The sequence below is a fragment of the Luteibacter sp. 329MFSha genome (assembly GCF_900111665.1).
Classification (GTDB): Bacteria; Pseudomonadota; Gammaproteobacteria; order Xanthomonadales; family Rhodanobacteraceae; genus Luteibacter.
In genome coordinates this window covers 1-23,927 of record NZ_FOJE01000003.1, presented here as the reverse complement: position 1 = coordinate 23,927, position 23,927 = coordinate 1, and the positions used below count along the sequence as shown (strand labels likewise).

General features: G+C 68.7%; 16 protein-coding genes and 1 pseudogene. 9 read left to right on the top strand and 8 right to left on the bottom strand.

The window, feature by feature from the left end:
* Window positions 1-48: 48 nt before the first annotated feature.
* From BMW54_RS14135 to BMW54_RS14120, 4 genes are all read right to left on the bottom strand, one after another.
* The gene (locus BMW54_RS14135) at window positions 49-7,422 is read right to left on the bottom strand and encodes a SpvB/TcaC N-terminal domain-containing protein (RefSeq protein WP_090057184.1); all 7,374 of its coding nucleotides are present in this window, start codon (window positions 7,420-7,422) and stop codon (window positions 49-51) included.
* A 155-nt stretch (window positions 7,423-7,577) separates the two neighbouring features.
* Window positions 7,578-7,949, bottom strand: a complete 372-nt coding sequence (locus BMW54_RS14130; protein WP_090057183.1) for an RcnB family protein — start codon at window positions 7,947-7,949, stop codon at window positions 7,578-7,580.
* A gap of 12 nt (window positions 7,950-7,961) precedes the next feature.
* Window positions 7,962-8,375, bottom strand: a complete 414-nt coding sequence (locus BMW54_RS14125; RefSeq protein ID WP_090057180.1) for an RcnB family protein — start codon at window positions 8,373-8,375, stop codon at window positions 7,962-7,964.
* 149 nt (window positions 8,376-8,524) lie between these two features.
* Window positions 8,525-9,811 carry an amidohydrolase family protein gene (locus BMW54_RS14120; RefSeq protein WP_090057179.1) on the bottom strand — a complete coding sequence of 429 codons (1,287 nt, stop codon included), beginning with the start codon at window positions 9,809-9,811 and terminating at the stop codon, window positions 8,525-8,527.
* A gap of 91 nt (window positions 9,812-9,902) precedes the next feature.
* Between BMW54_RS14120 and BMW54_RS14115 the strand changes: the two are divergent.
* Both BMW54_RS14115 and BMW54_RS14110 read left to right on the top strand, forming a co-directional pair.
* Window positions 9,903-11,048, top strand: a pseudogene (locus BMW54_RS14115) (putative DNA modification/repair radical SAM protein); the annotation flags it as partial.
* A gap of 77 nt (window positions 11,049-11,125) precedes the next feature.
* A complete protein-coding gene (locus tag BMW54_RS14110) occupies window positions 11,126-12,544 on the top strand; it encodes a UdgX family uracil-DNA binding protein (protein ID WP_090057173.1) in 1,419 nt (472 codons plus the stop codon).
* Between the two features lie 34 nt (window positions 12,545-12,578).
* Here the strand turns inward: BMW54_RS14110 and BMW54_RS14105 are convergent, their stop codons facing one another.
* Window positions 12,579-13,835 carry a 6-phosphofructokinase gene (locus BMW54_RS14105; RefSeq protein ID WP_090057170.1) on the bottom strand — a complete coding sequence of 419 codons (1,257 nt, stop codon included), beginning with the start codon at window positions 13,833-13,835 and terminating at the stop codon, window positions 12,579-12,581.
* Window positions 13,836-14,039: 204 nt separating this feature from the next.
* Here BMW54_RS14105 and BMW54_RS14100 point away from each other — a divergent pair, with 204 nt between their 5' ends.
* From BMW54_RS14100 to BMW54_RS14075, 6 genes are all read left to right on the top strand, one after another.
* The gene (locus tag BMW54_RS14100) at window positions 14,040-14,621 is read left to right on the top strand and encodes an adenylate kinase (protein ID WP_090057168.1); all 582 of its coding nucleotides are present in this window, start codon (window positions 14,040-14,042) and stop codon (window positions 14,619-14,621) included.
* A 55-nt stretch (window positions 14,622-14,676) separates the two neighbouring features.
* Window positions 14,677-16,035, top strand: coding sequence for a UDP-N-acetylmuramate:L-alanyl-gamma-D-glutamyl-meso-diaminopimelate ligase (gene mpl, locus BMW54_RS14095; protein ID WP_090057166.1), 1,359 nt, complete (start codon window positions 14,677-14,679; stop codon window positions 16,033-16,035).
* A 10-nt stretch (window positions 16,036-16,045) separates the two neighbouring features.
* Complete coding sequence (locus BMW54_RS14090) at window positions 16,046-16,648, top strand: LON peptidase substrate-binding domain-containing protein (RefSeq protein ID WP_090057164.1); 603 nt, start codon at window positions 16,046-16,048, stop codon at window positions 16,646-16,648.
* A 10-nt stretch (window positions 16,649-16,658) separates the two neighbouring features.
* Window positions 16,659-17,477 (top strand): SDR family oxidoreductase, encoded by an 819-nt coding sequence (locus BMW54_RS14085; protein WP_090057162.1) that lies wholly within the window; start codon window positions 16,659-16,661, stop codon window positions 17,475-17,477.
* Between the two features lie 309 nt (window positions 17,478-17,786).
* Window positions 17,787-19,028 carry a sigma-54 interaction domain-containing protein gene (locus BMW54_RS14080; protein WP_254779372.1) on the top strand — a complete coding sequence of 414 codons (1,242 nt, stop codon included), beginning with the start codon at window positions 17,787-17,789 and terminating at the stop codon, window positions 19,026-19,028.
* Between the two features lie 430 nt (window positions 19,029-19,458).
* Window positions 19,459-20,709, top strand: a complete 1,251-nt coding sequence (locus BMW54_RS14075; protein WP_090057157.1) for an acetylornithine/succinylornithine family transaminase — start codon at window positions 19,459-19,461, stop codon at window positions 20,707-20,709.
* 45 nt (window positions 20,710-20,754) lie between these two features.
* Here BMW54_RS14075 and hemL read toward each other — a convergent pair whose 3' ends face one another.
* Together hemL and thiE are read right to left on the bottom strand one after the other, a co-directional pair.
* The gene (hemL, locus tag BMW54_RS14070) at window positions 20,755-22,032 is read right to left on the bottom strand and encodes a glutamate-1-semialdehyde 2,1-aminomutase (RefSeq protein ID WP_090057155.1); all 1,278 of its coding nucleotides are present in this window, start codon (window positions 22,030-22,032) and stop codon (window positions 20,755-20,757) included.
* Window positions 22,032-22,676, bottom strand: coding sequence for a thiamine phosphate synthase (gene thiE / locus BMW54_RS14065; RefSeq protein ID WP_090057153.1), 645 nt, complete (start codon window positions 22,674-22,676; stop codon window positions 22,032-22,034). Before thiE ends, hemL begins: the two co-directional genes overlap by 1 nt.
* Window positions 22,677-22,772: 96 nt before the next feature.
* Here thiE and BMW54_RS14060 point away from each other — a divergent pair, with 96 nt between their 5' ends.
* Window positions 22,773-22,964 carry a rubredoxin gene (locus tag BMW54_RS14060; RefSeq protein ID WP_090057151.1) on the top strand — a complete coding sequence of 64 codons (192 nt, stop codon included), beginning with the start codon at window positions 22,773-22,775 and terminating at the stop codon, window positions 22,962-22,964.
* Between the two features lie 257 nt (window positions 22,965-23,221).
* Here the strand turns inward: BMW54_RS14060 and BMW54_RS14055 are convergent, their stop codons facing one another.
* Window positions 23,222-23,827 carry a DUF192 domain-containing protein gene (locus tag BMW54_RS14055; RefSeq protein WP_254779370.1) on the bottom strand — a complete coding sequence of 202 codons (606 nt, stop codon included), beginning with the start codon at window positions 23,825-23,827 and terminating at the stop codon, window positions 23,222-23,224.
* Window positions 23,828-23,927 lie beyond the last annotated feature (100 nt).

Sequence of the window (23,927 nt, the reverse complement as noted above, 5' to 3'; positions counted from 1 at the left end):
ACCGCATGAGAGGTCGTTGTGCGCTGCGCCACCCATGCGCCACGACCGTCACCACGAACTCGTGGGACTTCGCGGGATCTGGTTCCGCGCCCGGCTCTGCGGAAGGTTTCTCTGCAGATTCTCGAGCGCCCGCGTCAGCCGTCCGGTCGCGTTTCGCTGTTCCTGCGTCTGGTCGTGAGCGAACGGATGCTGCGGAAGTGCGTGCTCCGGCCCCGTGGGCCCCATCACCCGGTGGAAGGCCTGCAGCTCCCGCGTGACCCACGCAGGATTCAACGCCGGTTCCGGCACGCCGGCGATCATGAGGACGGGAGGCGTCGCCGGTGCCGTTGGCGCGAGCGATACGGGCGCGCTGAGCGCAGGGGCTTTGCGACCCTGGCCTCGTGTGAGAGGCGGTTCTGCCGGCGTTCCTGGCTGTGACGCGGGTGTCGGCATGTTGGAGGTGCGGCGCCCGATGGGGTTGTCCTGCGGCACCAGCGGCACGTGGTTGTCGAGAAACGTCTGCCGCCCGGTTCCCAGGCGAGCGCGGCCGGTCGCGACGTGGCCGATGGCGCCGCTCTCGATCCCCGCATCGGGCCTTATCAGGCTATCGCAGTGATAGCAGGCGTCGAATGTGGCGCTCCGTATCTGCGCCTTCAGCTCGTCCATCGTCCACGTCGCGGCGTCGCCGTTACTCAGCGGTCCGAGCTTGATGGTGAAAATCACGGCTCTCGCCGTGCCGTAGTCGGATACCGCATGGTGTACCGCACTCGTCGCGAGTGTTTCGGCGTGCAATCCCGGTATGCTGTCGTCGCGACGATGCGGTCGCACGTCATGCGTACCATCGGGCCTGGGAACCGGCCGATGGACGTCGATGAAGGAGCGCAGCACGCGCTCCAGGTTGCTGTGGAGTTGGGGCGGTGTCGACGGTGCCGCATTCGCAGCCTCGGATCCGACATGCTTCGGTGCAGGCATGCCCTTCGCGCGCACCTCCTCGATGGCTGCGACGAGGCCATCGGAATCATTGACGTAATACTGCGACGCCACGGCGGGTTCGATCGCGCCGGGATGAGGTCTTCCCTGTATCTCGGGATCGAAGACCACGCGATTCCCCGCGACGGCCCCGAAGGTGAGCGGCGTCGTGCCCGGAAACGAGGTCTTCGTCACCGAGTTCCATACGCGGGCTGGCAGATTCACGAAGCCCGTGCGTCCGAAGCCCGGCGGCTGTGTCGGACTCCCCTCGACTCGCCAGGCATGACGTTTGCCGACGATACCGGCGAGGTGCTCCGTGGGTAGCGGGATCTCTCCGGGAGGTACGTAGTAGCCCGCAAGCGCGGTATAAGTCTTCAGCTCCGCGCGCGCCTTGTTGGTGCGGAGGTAGGGTTTGATGAAGGCGGCGGCCATCTCCACGAACTTCTCCCGCCCCGCCTGCACAGCGGGGCTTTGGATGAACGTGTGGTCGTCCGGATCGTGATCATCCGCATGCCTGAACGATGTGTCGTCCGCGTAGGCCGGAACGCCGGTAAGACCTCCCTCGTCGGTGAACGTCATGGGATTGCCACGGACCATGGCGTAGCGGTTGAGGCCATCGACGTCGCCGGACGGATCGGGCGCGCACCAGCGTGCCTGCCAGCAGAGATAGTGCCGTTGCCCATAATCGTAAAGCGACGTGCCATCGCGCTGGACGCCGGCGTAGTGCAGGTCGAGGCCCGCGGTGTCAGTTCCCGAAGGTGCCATGCGCAAGGCGACCCCACCATACGGATAGTAAGCTTCCCGGCGCAGGACGGCCCCGTCGTCGGTCACGAGGAGGGATCCTGCGACGCAGGGTGCGCCGAGTTCGTGGGTCACGCTGGTGACGCCTTGCGAGTGCGTGACACGGAACCGCGCCATGCCCACGACCATCGCGATCGTCTCGCGCCGGCTGCCACCTTCGTCGTCACACCGCACCCCGGGGTGATACAACGACTCGCCGCCGTTCCCGGCGTACGTCCACCGTTTTCTTCGGCGTCGATGGTTGGCGTCGTAGCGATACGTTTCGCCATCGCCCTGCGCCGTGCCGACGTCCACCCGGCGCAGGCGGCCCAGCGTGTTCCATCGCAACGCCGACAGCCCGGGCCAGCATCGCAGCAGTCGGCCCGCGGCATCGAAGCACGTGTCGACATCCTCCGCCGGCACGCCCATCTGTGCGGGCACGGTCCGGTTCGAAGTAGGCGAAACGATCATCGTGGCCCGGCGTGTCGTGCCTTCCGCGGGCGCGTGTTCGACTTCGAGGAGGTTGCCGCCCGGATCGTACACATGGGTGCGGACGTACGTCCGCGTCTCACTGGCGTTTCCCGTGGCCAGCAGTGGTGGAAGCGAGCCGTCGTCCGCGGCGTCGGGGTGTTCCCGGCCTGTCGCCCGTACCAGCCGATAGCCGCTGTCGTAGCTGAAGGTGCGTGTCTCGCCGTCGTCGACGAGGCGAACCAGATTGCCGACGGGGTCGTACGCATAATCCGTCGCCTGGATCACCGTCCCGTCGGCACTCCTCGTCTCGCTGTGGAGCATGTTGCCGGTCGCCTCGTCATACCTCCAGTCGCGCGTGAGGTGCGGGCCCACGCCCATGCGCACGATCCGCCCGGCCGCGTCCCGCTCGATCGACGTCGCCAGTACGTGGCGCGTGCCCGTGCCGGCCACGAAATCAACCGCCAAGATGTCGCCCGTGTCGCCGTAGGTGTACTCACGGCGATGCCCGGCGGCATCGATGAAAACGGAAGTCGCACCGTCACCACGCGGGATGACGGTCGTGATCGCTTCGCGTGCTTCGAGGCGCGCGTCGATATCGGGACCGTCCGTCCAGTCGGCCTCCTCGTCGTCGGCCAGCAGGCGCTGCCGTGTTTCGATCGGTACGCCGAAGATCGACGCACGTGCCGTGGCGGTGCACCCGGCGTCGTCATAGACGCGGACCGGAAGGCTCGCCAGGTTGCGTCCGTCGGTACCCGTCGACGGCGGTGCCCACCACTGCCGGAGCGCGACGCGCTGCTCTCCGTCCGCATCGACGGTGCCACGCACGAAGCGGCCTGCGTCGTCGTAGTCGTAGATGAACTGGCTGCCGGTGGCATCACGCGACCACAGGTGTTGGCCCGCGTCGCCGCTCAGCGACCACGTGTCTCCCGCGTCGGCGCTCCAGTGGCGCACACCGCCCAGCGCGCTCGACCAACGGCGCGCCGGGACAGCCATGCGCGCATCGAAGGCCTCGATCGCACGCCCGTTTTCGGCGAAGACGACCCGCTCGATCGACGCGGCAGGCGTGGCGTCGCCGGCATCGCGCAGATAGCGAGCCGTGCGTGCGGGCGATCCATCGGGCTGCCACGACGACACCCAAGGCTCCGACGGCGTGTCGTGACCCGTCGTCATGCAGTTCTCATCGTCGGTGATCGCATACCACGGGCGATGTCGCTGCCGCCTGAGCGCACCATCCGCACGCGTCGCCACGGTCACCCGGCCTAGGACATCGCTCGTGACATGTTCCGTCGGCGTGTTCGGCGGTGGGTCGGCGAAGCGCCAGTCGTCGCTGACATAGGGCAGGAACGATGTCGACGCGGGGCCCTCGGGCGGCGGCACGATGTGCCGCGTCACCGCCCACGTGCCGACCCCGGTGCGGATACGGCTGCCGATCGGGCGGCCGATGCCGTCGAAGTGCGTCACCGTCAGGCGGGGCGCGGCCGCCGTCGCCGCCGCGGGGAAGTCCGCTGCCGCGATCTGCAGGACGTGTGCTGGCTGACGGTCGGCCGATGCGTCGTTCCACGAGGCATCGGCCGCCACCCATGCGCGCGCATGGCCTCGCAATGCGGCTTCGGGATCGTCGATGGCATCCGTCACCGACGAGCCGGGCGTCGCGTCCGGACCGGAGATCGCGGCGAAGCCGGTATCGATCGCCACGCCCGCCGTGTCGAGTTCCTTGCCGTGGAGGGTCTCCGCACGCACGGCGCCGAACGCGTCCATGGCGATCGCGCGCGTCACGCCGTCGGCGTCGACGGTGCGCCACGGCAGCAGGCGGCGATAATCCGTGTCGACGGTGATGCTCCAGCCCAGCGGATCGGTCACGTGTGCGACGAAGAGGCCATGCCGATCGTAGGCATACGTGGTCCAGCCTATCGATGCGGCCGGCGATCGACGAATGACGCGGTGGAACCCCTGGAAGTCGTCGTAGACCATCCGCGACGTCACGACACCGAGCAGGTCGTCGTCAGGCGCGAGCAGGCGACTATGCATCGGCGTGAAGCCGCCCTTCGCCAGCAGGGCGTCCGCGCGATCCATCCCCGCCGCGTCCGCGAGCTCCCGTCGTGCCGCCGCATCCATGGCCGCGGACGACACCGCCATCGGCAAGGCCGCGGCATCCGGCGGCACGTCGGTGTTCGGGTCGCCGAAGTGCACGCAGGTGAGCGATACGAGTGCGCGTGGCAGCGTATCCACAGGGCAGGACGGCGATTCGAACCACTCCAGACAGATGTCGGCCATGGCGAGCATGTCGGGGCCGACGACGACGCGCTGCACCCGTCGGTCGCCCTCGACGGCGAGTCGCCAGCGTCCGGGGGCATCCACGTGCCAGGGCATGACGAGCGTTTCGGTCAACGTGTGCATGCCCTGCTGGTCATCGCGAGAATCGCGCCACGGGGCGATCTCGTCAGGGTCGGCGGGCGCATGGCCAGGAGGTCGCGCGCAACCGATGGACAGGGTGCGGCGTGCGATGCCGAACGCGTCGTGGTCGAGGAACAGCTCATGCCGGCGCAGGGGTTCCTCGCGATTGCCCGCCAGGACATCGCTCGCGGTTTCGATCAGCAACGCTTCCCGGACCGTGTCCGCAACGCGGCGCACGGCATGGCGCGAATGGGCGACGTACCATGGCCCGGCATCGGACGCGCCTGGCGCGTAGAGCTCCCGACGTCGTTCGCGACCGCGCAGCGAGCGGCGCCACGATGCGGCGTTTTCTTCGGGCGGGCGGTCCGGTCGCAGCCGCAGCGGGCAGGGCAGGTCGAGCGCGAAGTCGCTCTCGTCGGTGTCGAGCTCGTCGCAGCCCACGTGGTACCACGCGACCAGGCGACGCGAGGGCCAGTGTTCGGACGGTGGATCGCATTCCTGCACCGTGTCGACGCGCCGGAAACCGGCGAACGTGCGATCGGAAGCGTCGTGGTAGCCGTCCCGATACGTCATGGTGCGCCGATAGTGCAGGCCGGACACGTCGTCGACGACATCGACGCGTTTCACGATGTCGACGGAGTACGGCAGCAACGACGAACCCGCCGAGGCGCCATCGCGTTTGGCGTCCAGCCACTCCTGCGCGCTGCGTCGCAGGGTGACCGACGTGACGGCACCCCGATGATTGTTCGTCCGGTACAGGCGCCACGGAAACGGCATGCCGATGTCCATGCGCCATTCGCAGGCCGTCCTGCCGCCTCGCGCGGGAACCGCAAGGATCGCGGTCATGCCGCCCCGCGCATCGACGTCCGAGAAGCCCAGGCTGCAGCCGTCGTCGAACAGGACGCCGGCTGGCCACGGACGGACGACGGGATCGGTGAAGCCGTGGCCGCCGCGGTTGAGCCAGATGACGAGGCCTTCGACGGTCGCGTGGACGATGTCGACCCATCCGTCGCCGTCGATGTCGACAAGATGCGTGTGCCGAGCGATCAGGGGACGGTCCGTCGTCAGCGCGCCGGGTCGATGCCTCGGCGCGAAGGCGCCGCCGCCGCGGTCGCCCCAGGCGTCGACCGTGCCGTCCGGGGCGACGCGGACGAGGTCGTTCGCGCCGGCACAGAGCATCGGCCCGAAGGCGACGATATCCGTGCCGCCCGCTGCCGGCAGCCGGTCGCCGGCGTGGTCCACGAAGCGGGGTGCGCCAAATCCGCCGTCGTCCTCCAGGGGTACCACGCGGATCCCGTTCGGATGCACGGTCACGTAGGCGCCGCGACCGGTTCGGTCGATGTCCACCCACCAGGCGAAGGCCGTATCGCCTTCCGTCGGCGCGTGGCTGAAGGGTCTGAACGCCTCCCACCGCGCCAGGCCAGCGGCGGCATGGAAGCCATGGATGGGACCGAACGAGGTCACCCAGTCGGCCCGCCCGTCCTGCGAGATGTCGATGGAACGCCACGGGCCCCCGCCGTAGAACCGGCCGGGCGACGTGCCCGGCCGGCTCAGCGCCGGCATCGGCAGCGGGCGCAACGGCGCATAGGCGATGGCGTCCGCATCCCCGTCTTCGGCTCTCACGGGTTCCGCGAACAGACGGCCCGTCGTCGCTTGCCAGACCACGCCGGGGACGCCCTCGCCGAGCGCATCGAGGAACGCCGAGCCCGACGCGGCCGTGCCAGGGAAGGGCGGCGACTCCCGATCGCCGCCCTGCGTCGCGTCGAACGTCGTCCAGTCGAACGTCATCGGCGCGGCTCGTTCGGGGATGCCGGAAAGGCCATAAGCGAAGCGATCGACGCGACATACCCTCGCATGCCGCTCCGTCGGTGCGTAGTGGAACAACATCCGCCGAACCAGCACGGGCTGCTCGCCGAGTTCGCTGAAGCGGTGGAACATCAGGAGCTGGCGGCACAGCCTGAACTGGCGATGTTCGAATCCATAGTGCGCGTCGGCGATGGGGTGTTCCCGCGACGGCCATTCGTGGTCCGCCGCGTAGCCGGGTAGCTCGTCCACGGAAAGCGTCCGCTGTCCGTAATCCAGCACCAGTTCGAAACGCCACGCATCGTCCGTCGCGTCGACCAGGCAGAGCGGAAGATCCGTCGCGTTCGCATTGCCATACCGGATGTGCGTCAGGTATCGCGCCGCGGTGGTGTCGCGACCATCCTCCGGTGCTCCCGACGCATCCTCGGCGGTGTACACGTAGGCGACGCGCTCGCCGTGGGAACCGATGGATTCCTCGAGCCGCCATTCCGCGACATGCGACGGCGATGCCGGATCGGCCAGCCTCGCGTTCGCGTGCCGGCCGAAGACGTGAAGCGTCCCGTCCGGCGAGTGCAGCATCCAGAAGTCGTCGCCGGCACCGGTCCACCGTTCGAACCGGGTGTGATCGCGCTCCGTCCGTGGCCGGAACCGACGGACGTCGTAGGCCGCCCCTAGCGCGATCCCGCGGAAGCTCGACGCGGTTGAGTTTTCGACAAGGAAGAGCGGCTCACCGTCCGGCGCGAGAACCCTGTCCTCGTCGGTAAACGTAGGAAGGCCGCGGTCGGACTCCCGACGCAATGACGGCAACGACAGGCGCCACCCAAGACCGAACACCCCGTCGGTGCTGGAGTGACGGTATACCAACGATACATCGGGCGCGCCGTCGGCACGCGACAGGGGAAGGGGGATGACGAGGCTCGCCTGTCCCGAGTGGTCCGGTCCGATCCAGTTGCCGGAGAGCGCCGGTTCGAGGGTGCCGCTGCCTGACAGGGCGGGAGGGCGAAGGACGTTCGACCGATCGCTCATGTGCCTGCCTCCATCCGTGGAAGTGCGTGCCGTGGAGCGATTCTACGATGCACAGCCGTCGCGCGACGCGACATCGGGGATCATCGGCATGTCCATTCGGCAACATGGGGGCAAGCCTCCATGTTGCCGGGCATTCTTGCTAGCAGGTGCCTCGGTCAGCGCGTGGCGATGTCGAGGATGACCCCGGTCGCGATGGCGACGAGCAGGAACTCGTTCGAGTTGTCGTCGTCGCGCACCCAGTGATAGCCACGTGGCGGCTCGCGCAGGTGACGCTCGCGGTAATCGTGGATCACGATGACGCGCCCATCGTAACGGTGACCGCGTTCCCAGCGACGCGCATGCGGCGGCGGGCCGCGATGATCGTGGCGGTCGTCGTGCCAGTCGCGGCGATCGTCATGCCGGTCGTCGTGGCGATCGTCATGCCAGTCGCGACGGTCGTCGTGGCGCTGCGGCGGGTCGAAAGCGAACGCCGGAGCGATCGCGCCGGCGGCGGCCAGGCAGAAAAGCATCTTGCTCAGCGTCTTCATGAGAGGTCTCCCTTAGCGCGTGGCGATGTCGAGGATCACGCCGGTCGCGATGGCGACCAGCAGGAAATCGTTGTTCTCACGGACCCAGTGGTAGCCGCGCGGCGGCGGGCGGAGGCGGTAGCTGCCGTAGTCGTAGACCACCACGTTGCGGCCGTAGTAACGGTGTCCGCGCTCCCAGTGGCCGTAATAGCGCGGCGGCGGCGGACGGTGGTAGTACGCCGGGCCGTGGTAATAACCGTGGCCGTAATACGGACGCGGCGGCGGGCGATGGCCGTGCCAGCCGTTGTCGTGATGCCAGCGGCGGTCGTCGTGCCCGCGATCGTGGCCATGACGGTCGTGGTCGCGACCGTGGTGGTCGTCGGCGAACGCCATCGTCGTGGTCAGCAGAGCGAGGGCGGCAAAAGCGGAACGCAGCATCGTCTTCATGAGAGGTCTCCCGGCCCGATCGTCATACCGCGTGTCGCGCGGCCGATCGACGATTCGGATGCTAGGAAGCGCTGCCTGAACGCGAAGTCCTACGAATGAAAGGCTCGCGAAAGACGTTCATTGACGCGACAGCTATTGAACCGGCCGGTTCAGGAAATCGACCCCGGGCGGAACTCGAGGGTGAGCTCCGGCGGCCGTCCGGGCAGCTCCAGTGCCGTTCTCCGTTCAGGCGAACGGGCCAGTACGCGTCCGCGCCGGACCACGAGCAGCCGTTGCGCCTTCAGCCGGACGGCCTCGTACGCGTCCCCCGCCTGAAGGAGGACGCAGTCCGCCGGGTGCCCCGGCGCGATGCCGTAGTCCTCCAGCCCCAGCACGCGGGCGGCGTTGACCGTGACCGCGTCGAAGGCGCGCGCCACGCCCTTGGTGGAGGTCATCTGGGCCACGTGCAGCCCCATGTGCGCCACGTCGAGCATGTCCGCGGAGCCCATGCCGTACCAGGGATCCATGACGCAGTCGTGGCCGAAGGCGACGTTGACGCCGGCATCCATCAGCTCGGGCACGCGCGTCATCCCGCGTCGCTTCGGATAGGTGTCGTGGCGCCCCTGCAGCGTGATGTTGATCAGCGGGTTGGCGATGGCGTGCACGCCCGCCTCGGCGATCAGGGGCAGCAGCTTGGAGACGTAGTAGTTGTCCATCGAATGCATGGACGTGAGGTGCGAGCCGGTGACGCGGTCCTGCAGGCCCGTCCGTACCGTCTCCGCCGCGAGCGTTTCGATGTGCCTCGACAGCGGATCGTCGGACTCGTCGCAATGCATGTCCACGCGCAGCCCCCGCTCGGCCGCGAGTTCGCAGAGCCAGCGAATCGAGGCGGCGCCGTCGGCCATGGTGCGCTCGAAGTGCGGAATCCCGCCGACCACGTCGACGCCCATGTCGAGCGCGCGCACGAGGTTGGCTTTGGCGCTCGCCGAGCGCAGCAGGCCGTCCTGCGGGAACGCGACGAGTTCGAGGTGCAGGTAGGGCGCGACGCGCCGCTTCACCTCGAGCAGCGCTTCCGTCGCCAGCAGGCGGTCGTCGCAGACGTCCACATGGCTGCGGATCGCGAGCAGGCCCTGCGCCACGGCCATGTCGCAGTAGACCATGGCGCGGTCGACCAGGGCCTGTTGCGTGAGCACCGGCTTGAGCTCGCCCCAAAGGGAAATGCCTTCGAGCAGCGTGCCGGACGCGTTGAGCCGGGGCAGGCCCAGCGACAGCGTCGCGTCCATGTGGAAATGCGCATCGACGAACGGCGGCGCGACGAGGCGCCCCTGTGCGTCGATCTCCTCGGCACCCTTCGCCGGCAGCGCCGTCTGGATCGCCGCGAAACGCCCTCCCTCGATGCCGATGTCGACGTCGGTGCGGCCGTCGGGCAGGGTGGCGTGGCGGATGATGAGGTCCATGGGAAGGGCTCCGGTGAGGAACGGCCATGATACCCGCTGCCCTTCGGCCTTCACGCAGGTGAAGCCCCGTTTTGGCACCATTCCCTTAGCCATGAACGTGACTGAAAAGCTCGCCATCCTCGCCGACGCCGCGAAGTACGACGCCTCCTGCTCGTCCAGTGGCGGCAAGGGCCGGAACTCGCTGAAGACTGGCGGGATCGGCTCCACGGAAGGCATGGGCATCTGTCATGCGTACGCGCCGGACGGCCGCTGCATTTCGCTGCTGAAGATCCTGCTGACCAACTTCTGCGTGTATGACTGCGTGTACTGCGTCAACCGGCGCAGCAGCAACGTGCGTCGCGCGCGTTTCTCCGTCGAGGAAGTGGTGAAGCTCACGCTCGCGTTCTACAAGCGCAACTACATCGAGGGCCTGTTCCTGTCCTCGGGCATCATCCAGTCGCCCGACTACACCATGGAGCAGCTCGTGCGCGTGGCGCGCACGCTGCGCACGGAGCATCGCTTCGGCGGTTACATCCACCTGAAGACGATTCCCGACGCGTCGCCCGAACTGATCGACGCCGCGGGCCGATGGGCCGATCGCCTGAGCATCAATGTCGAGATGCCGACGGAAGGCGGCCTCAAGTCGCTGGCGCCGGAGAAGGATCTGGGCGACATCCGCAGCGCGATGGGGAGGCTGCGTCTGTCGATCGACGAGGCGAAGGCCGAGAAGAAAGCGCCGCGCTTCGCGCCCGCCGGCCAGAGCACGCAGATGATCGTCGGCGCCGACGCGGCGAGCGATCGCGACGTGCTCACGGCGAGCACGAATCTCTACACGAATTACCACCTGCGTCGCGTCTACTACTCGGCCTTCAGCCCGATCCCGGATGCGTCGAAGGTGCTTCCGCTGAAGCCGCCGCCGCTGGTTCGCGAGCATCGCCTGTACCAGGCCGACTGGCTGATGCGCTTCTACGGCTTCGGCGCCGACGAGATCGCGCCGCCCGGTGACGACGGCATGCTGTCGCTCGACGTCGATCCGAAACTCGCCTGGGCGTTGCGGCACCGGGAGCGCTTCCCCGTCGACCTCAACCGCGCGTCCCGGGAGATGCTCCTGCGCGTGCCGGGACTCGGCGTGAAGACGGTCGACCGCCTGATCGCCATGCGCGCGCACCGGCGCGTACGCTACGACGACCTCGTGCGCCTTCGCGTGCCGGTGAAGAAGGTCGCGCCGTTCGTCGAAACCATCGACCATCGTCCGCGCGGCGACCGCGAGAGCGTGTTCCTGCGCCACGACCTGCGCGAGGCCGTTCCCGCCCAGGCGGATCTTTTCGGCTGACGATGCACGTCGTCACGCTGGACGATCCGTCCGATACGGCCGAATGGCGCGCGAAGGCGCGCACGCTGCTGCTCGCCGACGTCGATCCGGCGGATGTCGAATGGCGGACCGGCGCGTCGGGTGGCCTGTTCGGCGAAGACGCCCCCTTGCCTCCGCCCGTGCGCGAAACGACGCCTGCCGTGCCGCGCGCGTTCCTCGGCCTTGCAGACACGGTGCTGGCGCACCGCGACCCGCGTCGCCACGCGACGCTCTACCGCATGCTGTGGCGGATGACGCACGGCGAGAAGGCCCTGCTGCGCATCGCCACCGACGACGACGTCGCCTGGGCGCACACGTGCATCAAGCAGGTCAATCGCGACATGCACAAGATGAAGGCGTTCGTGCGCTTCCGCGAAGTGCCTCTCGGCGACGCGACGATCTACGTGGCCTGGTTCGAGCCCGAGCACGACATCGTGGCACGCGTGGCGCCGTTCTTCGTCCGTCGGTTCACGGGCATGCGCTGGTCGTTGCTCACGCCGTCACGCAGCGCGCACTGGGATGGCGAGACGCTCTCCATCGGGCCGGGCGCGAGTCGCGCGGATGCGCCGTCGGACGACGCGCTGGAAGACCTCTGGCGCACGTATTACGCGAGCATCTTCAATCCGGCCCGCCTGAAAGTGGACGCGATGCGTCGCGAGATGCCGGTGAAGTACTGGAAGAACCTGCCGGAAGCGCGGCTCATCCCCGAACTGGTACGCGACGCGCTGCCGAGGATGCAGGCCATGGTGAAGAACCAGCCGACGGTGCCGAGAAAGAAGATCACGCCCTTGCAGAAGGCGGCCGTCGACGCGCCCGAGGGCAGCATCGCCGCGCTGCGCCGGCAGGCGCGCGACTGCCGCGCGTGCGATCTGTGGAAGCCCGCGACGCAGACCGTGTTCGGCGAAGGCCCGGTGCATGCCCGCATCGTCGTTATCGGTGAGCAGCCGGGCGACCAGGAAGACCTCGCCGGCAAGCCGTTCGTCGGGCCCGCGGGCAAGCTCTTCGACCGCGCGCTGGGCGAGGCGGGCGTCGAGCGCGACGCGCTTTACGTCACGAACGCCGTCAAGCATTTCAAGTTCGAGCCACGCGGGAAGGTGCGGTTGCACAAGCGCGCGAACGCGGAGGAGCAGGCCGCCTGCCGGCCGTGGCTGGCGGCGGAACTGGACCGCATCCAGCCCGAGGCGATCGTGTGCCTGGGTGCGATGGCCGCGCAGGCGGTGTTCGGCGCGTCGTTCCGGCTGATGCAGCAGCGCGGCGAATGGCTGGATCTTCCGGACGGCCGCCGCGCCATGGCGACCGTGCATCCGTCGTACCTGCTGCGCCTGCCGGATCACGAGGCGCGCGAAGCCGGCTACGCCGACTTCGTCCGCGATCTGTCGCTCATGCACGACGTGCTGGGCTGAGGCGACATAACCAGCGAAAGCGCTCCGTCGGTCCTCACCCCACCGCGAACTTCTTCAGCTTCCTCGTCACCGGCGTGTTCTTCAGCGTCACGTACACCGGCAGGCCGTCGGGCCCGTACGGCGGCGGTGCTTCGCCCTGGATCAGCGGCGCGAGGTAGCGGCGCGCGGCGGCGGTGATGCCGAAGCCGTCCTTCGAGATGAAGTTCTTCGGCATCTTCTTCTCGTGGTTGGCGATCTTGTCCAGCGGCGCGGCCTCGATCTTCCACTTGTACGGCTCGTCCGAGGTGCGCACGATCACCGGCATCACGGCGTTGAGCCCTTCCGCCGCGTATTCGACGGCCTTCTTGCCGACCGCGTAGGCCTGGTCCAGGTCGGTCTTCGACGCCACGTGGCGCGCGGAGCGCTGCAGGTAATCGGGCAGCGCCCAGTGGTACTTGTAGCCCAGCTTCTCGCGCACCAGCGCGGCCAGCACGGGCGCCGCGCCGCCGAGCTGCGCATGGCCGAACGCGTCGCGCGCGCCGGACTCCGCGAGGAACTTGCCCTCCTTGTCCTTGACGCCCTCCGAAACGACCACGGTGCAATAGCCCACCTTCTCGACCGTGGCCTTCACCTTCGCCAGGAACGCCTCCGGATCGAACACGTTCTCCGGGAACAGGATCACGTGCGGCGGATCGCCGGCGGAGGAGCCCGCGAGGCCGGCGGCCGCGGCGATCCAGCCGGCGTGCCGGCCCATCACCTCGATGATGAAGACCTTGGTGGAGGTATCCATCATGGAGGCCACGTCCAGGCTCGCCTCGCGCACGGCGATCGCCGTGTACTTCGCCACCGAGCCGAAGCCGGGGCAGGTGTCGGTGACCACGAGGTCGTTGTCGATCGTCTTCGGCACGCCGATGCAGTTGACCTCGTAGCCGAGCGCCTGGCCGATCTTCGAGACCTTGTTCGCCGTGTCGGCGGAGTCGTTGCCGCCGTTGTAGAGGAAGGTGCGGATGTCGTGCGCCTTGAACACCTCGATCAGGCGCTCGTACTCGGCGCGGTTCTCCTCCAGCGACTTCAGCTTGTAGCGGCAGGAGCCGAACGCGCCGCCGGGCGTGTGCTTCAGGGCCGCGATGTTGGCCTTGGCCTCCTTCGAGGTGTCGATCAGTTCCTCGCGCAGGGCGCCGAGGATGCCGTTGCGGGCGGCGTACACCACGATGCCCTTGTCTCTCGCGGTCTCGATGACGCCCGCGGCGGTGGCGTTGATCACGGCGGAGACACCGCCCGACTGGGCGTAGAGAAGTTTGCCGGCGGCCATGCTTCGCATCCTGTAAGTCAGCTCGGGAGGGCCAGCGTAGCGCGCCACGCGTCGCGATGCCTTGAAAGGGTCGACACCCGGACCCCGTACACCTCGCCGGTGTCGTCCGTTTGACGCGGCGGCGCCCGTGCCGTTACCTTGAGACCCATTTTTATCGTGCCCGACAGGGGATTTTTCCCGGACGTCCGGCGAAATGGAGCATCAATGCGACTCGTGCTATTCGGCGCGCCCGGTTCGGGCAAGGGCACCCAGGCGGCCCGCCTCAAGCAGGATCTGGGCATCCCGCACATTTCCACCGGCGATCTCCTGCGCGCCGAGATCAAGGCGGGGTCGGAGCTCGGCAACAAGGCGAAGACCCTGATGGACGCCGGCCAGCTCCTGCCGGACGACATCATGCTGGGCATCATCGAGCACCGCCTCGGCGAGCCCGACGCGAAGCCCGGCTTCATCCTGGACGGCTACCCGCGCAACCTGGCGCAGGCCGATGCGCTCGACGGCGTGCTGGCCAAGATCGGGCAGCCGCTCGACGTGGTGATCAAGCTCGAGGTGCCGAACGAGGCCATCGTGGATCGCTGCGTCGTCCGCTTCGAAGCCGAGCATCGCCCGGACGACAATCCGGACACGGTGAAGAAGCGCCTCGCGATCTACGCCGACCAGACCGCGCCCGTCGCCGAGTTCTACGCGAAGCGCGGCAAGCTCCAGGTCGTCGACGGCGTCGGCGAGCTCGACGAGGTCACGGCCCGCATCAAGGCCGTGCTCGACGGCACGAAGGCCGCCAGCGCCTGATCCCTACCGGCCCGCCGGTCGCGGCGGGCCACCCACCTCCCGGGTGTTCGTAGCCATGCGCGTCCATATCCTCGGTATCTGCGGCACCTTCATGGGTGGCGTCGCCGCGCTCGCGCGCGAACTCGGCCTTCAGGTCGAAGGCTCCGACGCCAACGTCTACCCCCCGATGAGCACCCAGCTCGAGAGCCTTGGCATCGGGCTGATGCAGGGCTATCGCGCGGAGCATCTGCGGCCCGCGCCCGATCTCGTCGTGGTGGGCAACGCCATGACGCGGGGCAACCCGGCGGTGGAGTACATGCTCGACGAGGGCATGCGTTACATCTCCGGTCCGCAGTGGCTCGGCGAGACCCTGCTCGGCGGGCGCGAGGTGCTCGCCGTGGCCGGCACCCACGGCAAGACGACGACGACCAGCCTGCTCGCGCACCTGCTGGAATCGGCGGGGCTGGCGCCGGGCTTCCTCATCGGCGGCGTGCCGGGCAACTTCGACGTTTCCGCCCGTCGCGGCGAGGGACGTCCGTTCGTCATCGAGGCCGACGAGTACGATTCGGCGTTCTTCGACAAGCGCTCGAAGTTCGTGCATTACCGCCCGCGCGTCGCGATCCTGAACAACCTGGAATTCGACCACGCGGACATCTTCCCGGACGTCGCGGCGATCCAGCGCCAGTTCCACCACCTGGTGCGCACGGTGCCTGGCAACGGACGCCTGATCGTGAACGCGGAAGACGCCCACCTCGCCGAGGTGCTGGCGATGGGTGCCTGGACGCCGGTGGAGACCTTCGGCATCGACCGTGGCGACTGGCGCGCCGAACTGATCGCCGCCGACGGCTCGCACTTCCGCGTGCTCCGTTCCGGCGAAGCGCTGGGCGAGGTCCGCTGGGCGTCGCTGGGCAGGCACAACGTGATGAACGCCCTGGCGGCGCTGGCCGCCGCCGCGGCCGCGGGCGCCGATCCTGCCGCGCTGCTCCCGGCGTTCGCGACCTTCGCGAGCGTCAAGCGGCGCATGGAAAAGATCGGCGTCGCTCGCGGCGTCACGGTGTACGACGACTTCGCCCATCACCCCACCGCCATCGCGACCACGCTCGCGGGGCTGCGGGCGAAGGTCGGCGACGCGCGCATCCTCGTGGCCCTCGAACCGCGCTCGAACTCGATGCGGCTGGGCGCCCACGCGGACGCGCTCGCCCCGTCGCTCGCCGACGCCGACCGCGTCGTCTTCCTGCATCGCCCCGAGCTGCCCTGGGATGCCGCCAGGGTCACCGGCGCGCTCGACGGGCGCGGCGCGACGGTCGGCTCGGTCGACGCGCTGGTCGATGCGCTGGCCGGCGAGGCGCGCGACGGCGACCATGTCGTCTTCATGTCGAACGGCGGCTTCGAAGGCGCGCCCCGGCGCTTCTTCGCAGCGCTCGGCGCGGGTTAGACTGGCGGGCATGGCCGCGACCAAGCCCGACCTCGACCTCCCGCTATTCCCGCTGTCGAACGTTCTGTTCCCGGGCGGCCACCTGCAGCTGCGGATCTTCGAGCCGCGCTACATCGACCTCGTGCGCGAATGCGCGCGGACGGGTCGGTCGTTCGGCGTGTGCATGATCCTCGAAGGCCGCGAGGCGGGGCAGCCCGCCGTGCCGGCCGCCGTGGGCACGCTGGCCACCATCACCGACTTCCACACGCGCGAGGACGGGCTGCTCGGCATCGTCGCCGAAGGCGGCCTGCGCTTCCGCGTCACGCGCACGCGGGTGCGCTCGGATGGCCAGGTGCGCGGCGACATCGCGCTGTGGCGCGCCGAGGAAGTGCTTCCGCTGCCGGCGGAGTTCGGCCTGCTCGCCACGATCCTCGAGCGCCTCGCCGACCAGATGATGCCGCCGTGGCGCCACGACGTGGCACAGCGGCTCGACGACGCGAGCTGGGTCGGCTACCGCCTGTCCGAACTGCTGCCGCTCGATCCCGACGAATGCCAGCACATGCTCGAACTCGACGACCCGCTGCAGCGCCTGGCGGAACTGCGCGACATCCTGCCGCGATTCCAGCGCGCCTGAAGGACACGCCATGACCACGCTGGCCGGCAAGACCCTCTTCATCACCGGCGCCTCGCGCGGCATCGGCCTGGCGATCGCGCTGCGCGCCGCGCGCGACGGCGCCAACATCGTCATCGCGGCCAAGAGCAACGTGGCCAACCCGAAGCTGCCGGGAACGATCCACACCGCGGCGGCGGACATCGAAGCCGCCGGCGGTACCGCGCTGCCGCTGAAGGTCGACATCCGCGAGGAAGCGGAAGTGCGCATGGCGGCCGCCACGGCGGCGGAACGCTTCGGCGGCATCGACATCGTGGTGAACAACGCCAGCGCGATCTGGCTGGCGGGCGTCGAAGGCACGCCGATGAAGCGCTTCGACCTCATGCACGAGGTCAACACGCGCGGCACGTTCCTCACCACGCAGGCCTGCCTGCCGTTCCTGAAGCACGCGGCGAACCCGCACGTGCTGATGCTCTCGCCGCCGCCGAGCATCGATCCGCGGTGGTACGCGCCGCACGTGGCGTACACGATCGCGAAGTTCGGCATGAGCCACTGCGTGCTCGGCATGGCGCCCGAATTCGAGCCCCTCGGCGTCGCGGTGAACGCGCTGTGGCCGAAGACGGTCATCGCCACGGCGGCCGTCGCCATGCTCGGCGAGAGCGTGCGCGTGGAGAACTGCCGCACGCCGGAGATCGTGGCCGACGCGGCGCATGCGATCCTCACGAAACCCTCACGCGCGGCGACGGGCCGGTTCTTCATCGACGAGGACGTGCTCCGCGCCGAAGGTGTGGACGATTTCGAGCGCTATGCCGTGGCGCCGGGCCAGCCCCTGCTCCCGGATCTGTTTCTGTAGCTACCGCGACAGCCAAGAAAAGCCGCGCACAGGCTAGCCCGTTTGGCGTATGGCCGCTTTCGGCAAGCCGGGGTAACGTCGATCCACGGTCGCTTCCCGCCAAAGGGAAGGCGGCAAGTGGGGCTTGCCGGCCTGCAGGGGGTGCCGGCGGCGGGTCCGTCAGGTGTACCCGCGAAGCCGGCAGCAGGCCACGAGAACGGGTGAGGAGCAGGCATGTCGCGCGGGGAATCGACGGGTCGTTGCGTCGTCTGGATAGGCAGACCGAGCGTTGAAGAACATTTCGGCTTGATCCGGGCCGGTTGGCGCACCTTGGTCGCCGATCCGGCGCGGCAACCGGGCGAACTGCCCGAATGCGGCGATGCCGCCATCGCCGTGGTGGATCTGCGCGCGAGCGCCCAGGCGGCCGTGCGGATCCTGGCCGGATTGCGGGACGCGCACCCCGGCATGGCATGGATCGGATTGACCGGCGCGCGGACGCCGTCCGCCGATCCCGGCGTGCGTCACGTGCTGCCGCACGCGTTCGAGATCATCGAAGGCACCTCGTCGCTCGGCGCGCTGCGCCAGGCGCTGATGCGCGTGCCCGGCGACGGCGAGCCCGCGCACGACGACGACGCCCCCAACCTGCTCACGGGGAACAGTCCCGCCATCCGCGCGCTCTCGCAGAACATCCGCAAGTTCGCGCCGGTGGAGCTCCCGTTGCTGATCACGGGGGAGACCGGCACGGGCAAGGAGATGGCGGCGCGCGCGCTGCACCAGCTGTCGCCGCGCAGCGCGAAGCCGTTCGCCGCCATCAACTGCGGTGCGCTCCCGGCCAATCTGGTGCAGTCCGAACTCTTCGGGCACGAGCGCGGCGCGTTCACCGGCGCCACGGCACGCCGCATCGGTCATTTCGAGTCCGCCGACGGTGGCACCGTGTTCCTCGACGAGATCGGCGACCTGCCGCTCGACGCGCAGACCAATCTGCTGCGCGTGCTGCAGGAGGGCACGATCGAGCGCATCGGCAGCTGCCAGTCCATCCGCGTCGACGTGCGCGTGCTGGCCGCGACGCACGTGGACCTGGAAAAGGCCGTCGCCCAGGGCAGGTTCCGCGAAGACCTCTTCTACCGTCTCAACGTTCTGCGGCTGCGCATGCCGCCGCTGCGCGAGCGCAACGGCGACATCGAGCTGCTGGCCCAGCATTTCCTCGACGCCTTCCGCGAAAGCTACGGCACGCGGGCCCGGGCCTTCAGCACCAGCGCCCGCAAGGCGCTCAACGCCTTCAGCTGGCCCGGCAACGTGCGCGAACTGATGAACCGCGTGCAGCGCGCCGCCGTGATCGCGGACGATGCGCTGATCACCCCCGACGACCTCGAGCTCAGCGTCGACGCGCCGGGCGGCGAACGCGACAGCCTCGGCAGCGCGCGCACCTGCGCCGAACGGGAGGCCATCGTCGACTGCCTCCGGGCCAGCGCGTTCAACATCAGCGAGTGCGCAAGGCGCCTTCGCGTGTCCCGCGTCACCGTGTACCGCCTCTGCAAGAAGCATCAACTCGCCCTCGACCAGCTGCGCTGAAGGCACGTCGTCCGATAAGAAAACTCCCGGTCCTCTGGGGGACCGGGAGTTCCCATTCGCCGCCCAGCTGGCAGGGCGCTGGACGAGCGAACCACGCGGCGCCCGGTGGGGCGCCTCACTGGCGAGGGGAGCAAGCCCCATGCCACCCAGGCGTTGCTTTGATTCGCAAGGAATTTCCCCGGCGCCGTCGCGGGAGGCCCCATGGCGTCTGAAAGCGGCGTGTAACACGCCGTTGCAGGGGCGCTACACGGAGCGCGTTGTCGCCGCCGCCCGCGCCTTATACGATGCATGTCCCACGCGCGCATGCTCCGGCCACGCCGAAAGCTGCCCCGCGGGATTCGGATCGATGTCGGACCGCAGAGCGTACCGTGCGATTCCATCCGTTCCTGCAAGGGTTCCGGCGCTGCGGCCGGCACCGGGAGTCGTTCCAATGTCGTCGTCGCATCCTGTCGATCCCTCCGAACTCACGGGCCTGGGCAAGCGCTACTGGCTGCCCGTCTATCGACCGCGCGATGTCGTGCTCGATCACGGCAAGGGCGCCCGCGTCTGGGATACGCAGGGCCGGGATTACCTCGATTTCGGGGCCGGCATCGCCGTGAACTCGCTGGGCCACCAGGATCCGGACCTCGTCGCCGCGCTGGTCGCGCAGGCGCACAAGCTCTGGCACGCCAGCAATGTCTTCTACACCGAGCCGCCGCTGCACCTGGCGCAGGAGCTCGTCGAGCACGCGCCGTTCGCCGAGCGCGTGTTCCTGTGCAATTCGGGCACCGAGGCCAACGAGGCCGCGATCAAGCTCGTGCGTAAGTGGGCCGCCGCGCAGGGCCGCACGCCGGACAACCGCGTGATCGTCACGTTCCAGGGCTCGTTCCACGGCCGCACGCTCGCGTCGGTGACCGCGACCGCGCAGCCCAAGTACCAGGAAGGTTACGAGCCGCTTCCGGGCGGCTTCCGCTACGTGCCGTTCAACGATGTCGCCGCGCTCGAAGGCGCCTTCGCCCAGGGCGGCGTCGCCGCGGTGATGCTCGAGCCCGTGCAGGGCGAGGGCGGCGTCATGCCGGCGGAGCCCGGGTTCCTGAAGAAGGTGCGCGAGCTCTGCGACGCGCACGATGCGCTGATGGTGCTCGACGAGATCCAGTGCGGCATGGGGCGTACCGGCACGCTGTTCGCCCATTCGCACGATCACGTCACGCCCGACATCGTCACGCTGGCCAAGGCGCTGGGCGCCGGTTTCCCGATCGGTGCGATGCTGGCGGGTCCGAAGGTCGCCGACGTCATGCAGTTCGGCGCGCACGGCACCACCTTCGGCGGCAACCCGATGGCCGCGGCGGTGGCGCTGGTGGCGCTGCGCAAGATCGCCTCGCCGGCGGTGCTGCTGAACGTGGAGCGCCAGGCGAACGACATCCGCGCGGGGCTGACGAAGCTCAACCACGCGTTCCACGTCTTCTCGGAAGTGCGCGGCCGTGGCCTGATGATCGGCGCGGTGCTCGACGCGGCGTACAAGGGACGCGCGGGCGAGATCCTGGACATCGCGGCGGCCCACGGGCTGCTGATCCTCCAGGCCGGCCCGGATGTCCTGCGCATCGTGCCGCCGCTGACGATCACCGACGAGGAAACCGCGGAAGGCCTCCAGCGCCTCCACGACACCCTCGCGGCATTCGTCAAGGAAGCGCAGGTCGCCTGATCGGCCTGCCGCCCCGGTCCCGCCCACGGGGCCGGGGCGACACGATCACAACGTCGCGAACACCTCGCGCGCGGCCGAGATCGTCGCATCGATCTCCGCGTCGCCATGCGCGCTCGACAGGAAGCCCGCCTCGAACGCCGACGGCGCCAGGTACACGCCGCGCTCCAGCATCCCGTGGAAGAACCGGTTGAACCGGCCGACGTCGGCGGCCGTCGCCTGCGCGTACGTTTCCACCTGCTCGCCGGTGAAGAACAGCCCGAACATCGCGCCGACGCGGGTCACGCTGAAGGGGATGCCGGCGTCTCGCGCGGCGGCGAGCAGGCCATCGGTGAGGCGGACGGTGCGGCGCGCGAGATCGTCATGGAAACCGGGAGCCTGGATCAGCGTCAGCATCGCCAGGCCCGCCGCCATGGCCACGGGATTGCCCGACAGCGTGCCCGCCTGATAGATCGGACCCGAGGGCGCCACCTGCGCCATCAGGTCGCGCCGGCCGCCGTACGCGCCGACCGGCATGCCGCCACCGATGATCTTGCCGAAGCAGGTGAGGTCGGGCGTGATGCCGTAGTGCGCCTGCGCGCCGCCGAGCGCGACGCGGAAACCGGTCATCACCTCGTCGAAGATAAGCAGCACGCCATGCTTCGTGCACAGCTCGCGCAACGCCTGCAGGTAGCCGTCCTTCGGCGGGATGCAGTTCATGTTGCCGGCGACGGGTTCGATGATCAGGCCCGCGATGTCGTCGCCGTGCTCGGCGAACAGCGCCTCGGCCGCCGCGAAGTCGTTGTACGGCAGGGTCAGCGTGAGGTCCGCGGCGGCCTTTGGCACGCCGGGCGACGTCGGCACGCCGAACGTGAGCGCCCCCGAGCCCGCCTTCACCAGGAAGCTGTCGCCATGGCCGTGGTAGCAGCCTTCGAACTTCACGATCTTCGTGCGGCCGGTGGCGCCGCGGGCCAGGCGGATGGCCGACATCGTGGCCTCGGTGCCCGAATTGACCATGCGCACCATCTCCACCGACGGCACGAGCGACACGATCGTCTCCGCCATCGTCACCTCGGCGGGGCAGGGCGTGCCGAACGAGAGGCCGTCGAGCACCGCGGCCTGGACGGCCTCGCGCACGGCGGGATGGTTGTGGCCCACGATCATCGGGCCCCAGGAGCCGACGTAGTCGATGTAGCGCTTGCCTTCGACGTCCCACAGGAACGGGCCGTCGGCGCGGGCGGTGAAGAAGGGCTCGCCGCCCACCGACCGGAATGCGCGCACGGGCGAGTTCACGCCGCCGGGCAGCAACGTCTGGGCGCGTTCGAAGAGTTCGTGGTTCGTGGTCATCAAAGGGTTCCGGAACGGGATTCGAAAAGAGCGGCGAAGCGGCGCGTCGCCGTCTGGATGTCGGGCTGGGCGAAGATCGCGGACACCACGGCGAGGTAATCCGCGCCCGCCTCGAGCAGCACCCGCCCATTGTCGGGCGTGATGCCGCCGATCGCCACGACGGGAAGGCCCAGCGTCCTCGCCTGCGTCAATACGTCGTGCGGCGCGACCGCGGCGTGGGGCTTGGTGGTGGAGGGATACATAGCGCCGAAGCCGATGTAATCCGCGCCTTCCGCCTGCAGCTGCCGTGCGCGATCGACCGAGCCGTAGCAGGAAACCCCGATGATCGCGTCGGGCCCCAGTTCCGCGCGAGCGACCGCGATGGAAACGTCGGTGTGCCCCAGATGCACGCCGCCACCGGTCTCGCGAGCGAGTGCGACATCGTCGTTCACGATGAACGGCACCCCGTACCGCGCGCAGATGCTGGCGATCTCGCTGGCCTCCGCGAGTCGGCGCGCCGCGTCATGGGTCTTGTCGCGGTACTGCAGTAGGCTGGCACCGCCGGCGAGGGCGGCCTCCACGGCGGCGAAAAGGTCGTCGCGCGGGCCGTCGGTGATGGCGTAGACACCGCCGCGGAGACGGGCGGCGCGGGATAGGGCGTTCATGGGCATCCTTTGAAGCGTGACGGGGCCGTGCTACCGCCTTCGGCCCGGGGGTGACAGAATGAGGGACTTTTCCGCTCCACGACAGTACGCGAAGCCATGAGCAACGACACCGACACCAAAACGCGCAAATGGATGTGCGTCGTCTGCGGGTACATCTACGACGAAGCGCTGGGCATGCCCGAAGACGGCATCGAACCGGGCACGCGCTGGGAAGACGTCCCCGACACCTGGACCTGCCCGGACTGCGGCGTGACCAAGGACGATTTCGAGCTCGTCGAGATCGACTGACGGCGGATGCGGCCGGGAGCCGCACCGATGCGGGAATGGGGCTGACATCGTTTCGCCCCATTTCGCCAGCGATAACGCAGGAAAACCTGCTTCCATGATCCCGCGGCGCACGCAACGTGCGCCGATGACGTGGAGGAAGCGGCGATGCAGCGATTCATACCCTTCGACGACCAGTGGGACGAACTGGCCCGGCTCGACCCGGCGTCGCTCGTCCCTTACCACGTGGGCGTGCCCTGCGAACACGGACTCTCGGCCGCTCAGCGTGCGGACGGCGCGGCGCCCTCGATGGCGAGCGTCTCGCCCAGTTTCAGCCCCAGCCTGCCCGCGGCGCCGGCGGCCACTTCCAGAACATAGGCCGCGTCGCGCCCGTCGCTGGGATAGATAGCGCAGGGATCGGCCTTGCACGGCTGCGCGTTCAGCTGCATCGCCACGAGCTTGCGCGCTCCGTCGAAGTACAGGATGTCGAGCGGGATGAGGGTGTTCTTCATCCAGAACGCGCGCGGCTGACTGTCGGGGAAGATGAAGAGCATGCTCTGATCGGGCTTCAGCTCGGTGCGGAACATGAGCCCGCGCTCGCGCTGGGCGTCCGACACCGCGAATTCGGTGGAAAACCGCGCGCCATGCAGCGTCACCGACGGCGGCGTCGCGGCGGTGGCGGCAAGGGGCGCCAGGAAGAAGGCGACGGACAGCACGCGCGTGAGCATCGAAAGACACCTTATTAGTGTGAGGAGATGCGGGCAGTCTACCTCGCCACTTTTTTTCAGAAAGATGTCGAAAACCCCTTCACAGACCTTCGGCCCGGCCCTATACTTCTCCTCCTGGTCGCGACGAAAGTCACCCACGCGACAGTTCTTCGGCTTCACCAACCACCTCGAAAAAAAGTTTCACGAGGGTGTTGACGGAAACGAAAAACGATATAGAATGGGCGGCTCACCTCGGGACGAAATGTTCAGAGGGCATCAA